Annotated in this window: 8 protein-coding genes; 4 read left to right on the forward strand and 4 right to left on the reverse strand. The window is 41.4% G+C overall.

The features are described 5' to 3' along the window. Positions 1–63 precede the first annotated feature (63 nt). The gene (locus tag G400_RS15320) at positions 64–348 is read left to right on the forward strand and encodes a bacteriocin immunity protein (protein WP_017260629.1); all 285 of its coding nucleotides are present in this window, start codon (positions 64–66) and stop codon (positions 346–348) included. A gap of 211 nt (positions 349–559) precedes the next feature. Here the strand turns inward: G400_RS15320 and relB are convergent, their stop codons facing one another. From relB to G400_RS0112010, 3 genes are all read right to left on the reverse strand, one after another. After that, complete coding sequence (relB, locus tag G400_RS0112000; RefSeq protein WP_017260628.1) at positions 560–808, reverse strand: type II toxin-antitoxin system RelB family antitoxin; 249 nt, start codon at positions 806–808, stop codon at positions 560–562. 83 nt (positions 809–891) lie between these two features. Further along, positions 892–1,812, reverse strand: coding sequence for an aldo/keto reductase (locus G400_RS0112005; protein ID WP_017260627.1), 921 nt, complete (start codon positions 1,810–1,812; stop codon positions 892–894). Between the two features lie 105 nt (positions 1,813–1,917). Then, entirely contained in the window at positions 1,918–2,625 is a 708-nt protein-coding gene (locus tag G400_RS0112010) for a FadR/GntR family transcriptional regulator (protein WP_017260626.1), read from the reverse strand. Between the two features lie 167 nt (positions 2,626–2,792). Here G400_RS0112010 and G400_RS15325 point away from each other — a divergent pair, with 167 nt between their 5' ends. The 3 genes from G400_RS15325 to G400_RS16145 are packed head-to-tail and all read left to right on the forward strand — an operon-like array spanning position 2,793 to position 5,889. Beyond that, a complete protein-coding gene (locus G400_RS15325; RefSeq protein WP_017260625.1) occupies positions 2,793–4,328 on the forward strand; it encodes a phytoene desaturase family protein in 1,536 nt (511 codons plus the stop codon). Beyond that, complete coding sequence (locus G400_RS0112020; protein WP_017260624.1) at positions 4,325–5,539, forward strand: iron-sulfur cluster-binding domain-containing protein; 1,215 nt, start codon at positions 4,325–4,327, stop codon at positions 5,537–5,539. Before G400_RS15325 ends, G400_RS0112020 begins: the two co-directional genes overlap by 4 nt. A gap of 23 nt (positions 5,540–5,562) precedes the next feature. Beyond that, positions 5,563–5,889: a metal-sulfur cluster assembly factor gene (locus G400_RS16145; RefSeq protein ID WP_017260623.1), complete on the forward strand. Its 327-nt coding sequence runs from the start codon at positions 5,563–5,565 to the stop codon at positions 5,887–5,889. Here G400_RS16145 and G400_RS16690 read toward each other — a convergent pair. After that, positions 5,816–6,258, reverse strand: a 443-nt coding sequence (locus G400_RS16690; protein ID WP_155827234.1) for a transposase, incomplete at its 5' end; no start/stop codon positions are given. The two genes, G400_RS16145 and G400_RS16690, sit on opposite strands and share 74 nt — an antisense overlap.

Consider the following 6,258-nt stretch of genomic DNA (forward strand, 5'->3'; position numbering starts at 1 on the left):
CGTCAATTCCGACGCATCGATGTATAATGTTTTGTATATTAAACCATTAGGATGTGACGTATTATGAATAAATCACAAACGGCCGTTTTTAACGACATTGACAAAGCCTATCAAGACGATGAAATTCAAGCAATTCCAGAACTTCGCGACATGTTGTTGGGCTATGCTAAACAGCTTAATAACAATGGCAACGATGATGTAATTGTGGCTAAAGTCAGATCAGATATTTCAAAATACGCGATTCTCCACCAATACCAAGTCCCAAAGGCGTTACACGATTTGTACCATGATCTAGACCATAAGACGTACTATGGTAATACCAATGTCGTTCCGTTTATCATCAACTGAATGTGCAATTTGCTAGATATATGTGAGTCAAAACGATGAAGCACAGCGTGTCCCATCACGGAATTAGTTGAATAATACCAAAAATCTAGATTATTTCTTTGAAAAATTATTAAAACACAAAAGAGTGAACGACTATCATTTTAGAAACGATGTTCGTTCACTTTTTTGTCTGTATAAACCAGCCTAAAATGCTTATTGTCATTGAGCTCTATCAGTCAGTAAATCCCAGCTCTTTTTCCACTTCTTCTTGAGAATAAACGACTGAATCCTTTTTAAATTCTTTTTCAGCTTCAATAAACGCTTCGCAATCATACTCATCTTCTACTTTTTCTAAAGCTAAGTCGCGCATAAATTTACCGACGCCAATTCCTTTTGAGTTAGCATACGCTTCTAAAAAGGCCTTATCATTTTTTGCAATCCTAATCGTTATTGTCGTGTCATTGCGCTGCACATTTTTCATATAAACTGTCCCTCGCCTTTGTAAAACATTGTCCAAAAATAGTAAGAAAAAAAGTCTTATTCGAAAGACTTTTTCACTATGCTCTATTTAAACGCACTAAATGCGTCATCAATTGCTTTGTATTCTTCATCAGAAAGGACAACGGTCAACGCCTTCGCATTACTGTCGACTTGTTCAGGTTTGCGAGCACCCGGAATCACAACACCAACAGCCGGATTGGCGATGTACCATGCCAAAATCGTTTGAGCGACAGTCGCGTCATGTTCGTCAGCAATCCCGCGGACAACATCCAACCCTTTCATAATCAGTTGATATTGTTCAGCCGAGAATTGTTTGAACTTATCCGCATCGTCAGGACCGTACTTACCAGTCAGCAAACCAGATGCCAGTGGGAAGTATGGGACAAATGAAATCTTGTTATCCTCCAGATATGGGAATAATTCCTTTTCTGCTTCTCGGTGAACCAGACTGTAATTATCCTCTACAATGTCGACTAACCCATCTTTGTTAGCCTCTTTGATCTGGTCCAAACTGAAGTTGGAAACACCGATTGCCTTGATCTTGCCAGCTTGTTTGACCTCGTTTAACGCCGCCACTGCCTCGTTCTTTGGTGTCGTTTCATCTGGAAAATGAATATAGAAGATATCAATATAGTCAGTCTTCAAACGTTTCAACGCAATATCAACGGACTTCTTCAGGAATGCCGGGGTATTGTTATTCTTTAAATCATTGTCGCTGTCTTGAGCAGCCTTTGTTGCCAGGACAACCTTACTGCGATCGTAGTTCTGTAAAACGTCGCCAATAATTTCTTCTGACCGGCCAAGACCATACATAAATGCTGTGTCGAGTAATGTAATGCCACTATCTAAAGCGGCCTTAACCACAGCCGCGCCATCCTCATCCTTTAAACCAGGAAACAGGTTATGACCCCCGACTTTGTTTGTGCCTAAACCTAACTTAGTTGTCGAAACGTTACTTTTGCCGATTGTGACTGTTTTTGCCATGTGTAAACGTCCTCCCTAAATTGAAATGCTGTGATGTGTACGTGATTATCATAGGGAAAATTGGGAGGAAGGTAAAACATTTAGTTTGGGAAAAAGGGAATCCGCTTAATCACGCGCAAGTATCTGATCAGCTGACCAAGAAATTAACTGATTGACTTTATTAATGGCTGCTTCCTGCTGGCCTGTTAGAATACTGCTAAAAAGTTCCTGCAATTGGTGATCGATTGTTTCTGAATTGCCAATTTCAAATAGCCATCTGCCTAGAGTCAGATAAATGGATTGAAAATTAGCAATTAACAATGGATAAACTGCATTGTCTGAGGCAATCGCTAGCGTATGGAAAAATTGGTACAAAAGCTGCGCAGATTCCGCTGGCGAGCAGTTATTTTCCATCTGAACAATCGTCTGTTGGGCCTCTAATAATGTAGTTTTATTTTGTTGACGGGTTGCCAATCGCACAATGTCGCTCTCCAACTGATGACGAACTTCAAAAATCGAATTTAATAATGATGGTCGATAATTGCCGCCACGAAAATTAATGATTTCATTGAGCGTTTCCAAACTGCCGTTGCGGCGATAATCTGCAACAAAGTTACCGGTCCGTGGCCTCATTTCGACAAAGTGAAGCGCTTGAAGTCGACGTAATCCAGTATTAATTACACCCCGACTGACATTCATTTGCCTACATAATTCCCGTTCGGTTGGTAGTTGGTCGCCAATATGCAATTGGCCCGATAAAATTGCCGTTTTGATTTGCTCAATAAATAAATTAACAGAAGTTGGTGCCTCAATAGCATTAAATTCCGTAATCATTACCCTCTTTATACATATTCAATGGTCGTGGTCATACCAGTGATCACTGGTAATAAAATGCGCATTAATAGCCGTTTAGTTCTTGTAATCGTTTACATTATACGCCTGGGCAACCAATAATGAACATGTGCTAGTTAATAAGTTCACTAATTGGAGGCGTCTTATTGATGAAAAAATATGATGTGATTGTAATCGGAGCCGGAAACGGTGGCCTAGTGGCCGCAGCAACGGCTGCAAAACGAGGATTGTCAACGCTCTTACTTGAACGCCATAACTTGCCTGGCGGAGCAGCAACAAGTTTTACTCGAGGACGTTTTGAGTTTGAACCCTCGCTTCATGAGCTGGCCAACTATGGCACGCCAGAAATGCCAGGTAGTGTTCGCCAACTGTTCGACTGGCTGGGGTTACACGTTAAGTTTCATGAGGCTCCTGGCGCATATCGCGTTATCAAATCAGGACCAGATGGTTTTGATGCTGTGATGCCCACTGGCCAAGAAGCTTTCATTAACAAACTAGAAGAACTCGTCCCCGGTAGCAGAGAAAGTGTCACGAAATTCTTTGATTTAGGCATGGAGTCTTTAATGGCCTTCGCTGAGTTTCAGGCAAAGCCCAATAACATTGATTGGCATGCAATTGGAGAAAAGTACCCTCACTTCATTCACTATGCTAAACGACCTTACAAGGAAGTCCTAGACGAGCTTAATGTCCCTCAAAAGGCCCAGGACATTATGATGGCCTATTGGTGCTACATTGGCGTACCAGGTGACGACTTTGAATTTGCCTATATGGGCATGATGTTGGTTGCTTACGTTGTCATGGGCGCCTACGTGCCAACAACCAGATCTCATGAAATTTCGACGGCAATTCTGCAAACCTTACTTAATAATTACGGTGACGCTTGGTTTAACACCGAAGTAAATCGAATTGTTGTTGAAAACGGCAAAGCCGTTGGTGTGCAAATTGGTAAAGAAACTATTTATGGCCGTGAAATTATTGCAGACGTCATTCCTACTACAGTTTATGGAAAAATGATGCGTGCCAGCGATGTACCCGAACGCGGTTTGAAGTTAGCAAACGCACGTACTTTAGGGACAAGCGGATTTTTAGTCTACTTAGGATTAAATAAATCACCTGAAGAATTAGGCATCAAAGACTACAGTGTTTTCATTTCCAAAACAGCAGATTCAAGTGAACAATTTTCTGCGACTAAAGAACGAAACAAACAAAATGATTTCACGATTATGAATTGTCTCAATCTAGCTGATCCTGGATGCTCGCCGGCAGGAACTTCGGTTCTATACGCAACAAAGTTGTATTTCGGCTCAAGTTGGGATGATGTACAACCTGAGAATTATGCGAAAGTCAAAGACGAAATTGCACAACAGGTTATTGACCAATATGAATCAGCAACTGGGGTAAAAATTCGCGATGCTGTAGAAGAAATTGAAATTGCAACACCAGAAACGTTTGCCCGTTATCTTAGAAGTCCCGAAGGTGAAATCTATGGCTATTACGGTCATCCATGGGATCAAATGTTAGCTCGTACAATGGCGATTAACGAAGATGACCAGCAAATGCCACATTTACACTTCTGTGGTGGTAGTGGCTTTTTGATGGATGGCTACAGTTCCGCCTATCAATCTGGTTTTGTTACAGCGAATATGGTCGCTGAACAGTTAGCAAAACAGGAGGTAACAAAATGAGTGACTTAACTTTGCAACAGGATTTACAAGGATTGAAATCATTGAAGAACGAACGTAATGCTGCCATTGACGCGGCATCCACACGTCCGTTACCCAAAACCTTTCCTGTGAATGAGCTTGCTAGCAAACTGCATCCTGAAAGTCAGTTTTTGAAAATCAAGCAAGTGATTGAACATAGTGCTGATGAACGCAGCTTTGTGCTGGAACCTGATACGGAAAAAGGCACACAGCACCTAGCCTATTTTAGAGCCGGCCAGTACATTAGTTTTAGACTGAAAATCGGCAATAGTTACGTTACTAGACCTTACGCTATTCGTTCCGCACCAGCAGACGCATTGAAGGATCAGTATATCATCACCATCAAACGGGTCAAAAATGGATTTGTGACGTCATTTATTTTCGATAACTGGGCTGTTGGTACTCCCATTGAAGCATCTGCACCAGCTGGTAATTTATACTTTGAGCCATTGCGTGACCAAAAGAATATTGTTGGCTTAGCCGGTGGCAGCGGGATCACACCATTCTATTCGCTCGCTTCCGCAATTGCGGATGGTACAGAGCACGTTAACCTGACAATTCTGTATGGAAGTCGGCAACACGACCATATTCTTCTGGCACCAGAGTTTAGCAAGATTCTGTCAAAAACTAACGACGTAAAATTGATTAATGTCCTGAGTGATGATGATATCGACGGATTCGAACATGGCTTCATCACAGCTGAATTAATTCAGAAATATGCTCCGAAAACACCATATTCAATTTTCATTTGCGGACCCGAAGCAATGTATGAATTTATGGACAAGGAAGTTAAAAAACTCAATTTGCCAGCAGGACGCATTCGTCATGAATTAAGTGGTAACTATGGCAGTCCATATCACGAAACAGACTATCCAGCTGATTCACGTGATAAGGTCTATCAATTGACGGTCAAGACACGTGACCATGAACAAATCATTTCCGCTCAAAGTAATGAATCGATACTAGTGGCAATGGAGCGCGCAGGTATTACTGCTCCTTCACTATGTCGGAGCGGTGAATGTGGTGTTTGTCGATCCAGATTAATTTCAGGAAAAGTTTTCAGCCCCGAAATTATTGATGGTCGCCGCGTGGCCGATAGTGAGTATGGTTACATTCATACTTGTGCTTCATTCCCAATCAGTGATGTTGCGATTGAAGTTCCGGTCCATGATCTTGCTGACCAATTTGGTTAATCCGTGAGAAAAGAGGAATTGATATGGATGAGCTCGATCAAGTTAGCATTTACAACTCGACGATTACAAGGGTAATGGAATGCCTGAGCCATGTTGTAGATCCAGAATTAGGCGTCGATGTCATTAATTTAGGATTGATTTATGACGTCAAAATAAATGACCGCAATTGCGATATAGAAATGACACTAACCAACATGGGATGTCCTTGTGCCAATGAACTGGTGGCAAACGTAAAACGAGTTGTCAGAACACTTTATGAGCTCGACAATGTCACGGTCAACCTTGTGTCAACGCCCGTTTGGACAAGAGAAAGAATGACACGAATAGCAAGAATATCCTTGGGTGTTTAATGTGTGAGAACAGGTAGAGTTGAATGTTTGGTTTGGAGAAAATGAAAATGAGTTTGGGACATAACTCAAAATAAATCGACCAGAGAAAAGTGATTTTTGCTTTTCTCTGGTCGATTTTTTCATTGCCCTGCTTTTTTCGAATTTCTATGATTAAATGGGCCTTTTCTCGGGCCCATTTAATCATATTCATGGCCATTAGGACCAATCCAACTTCGATGTTTACTTTATCTAACCCTCTAACCGAAAATCGAGTAAACCTCAAATGAGCCTTCACATCTGCGAAGACTGGTTCGACCTCGATTTTTCGTTGACCATAAATCTCCTTACCTTCGTCACTTTGGAGTTGAACTCTGGCGTAATTTTTAAAGT

This window comes from Furfurilactobacillus rossiae DSM 15814, from assembly GCF_000428925.1.
GTDB classification, from domain to species: domain Bacteria; phylum Bacillota; class Bacilli; order Lactobacillales; family Lactobacillaceae; genus Furfurilactobacillus; species Furfurilactobacillus rossiae.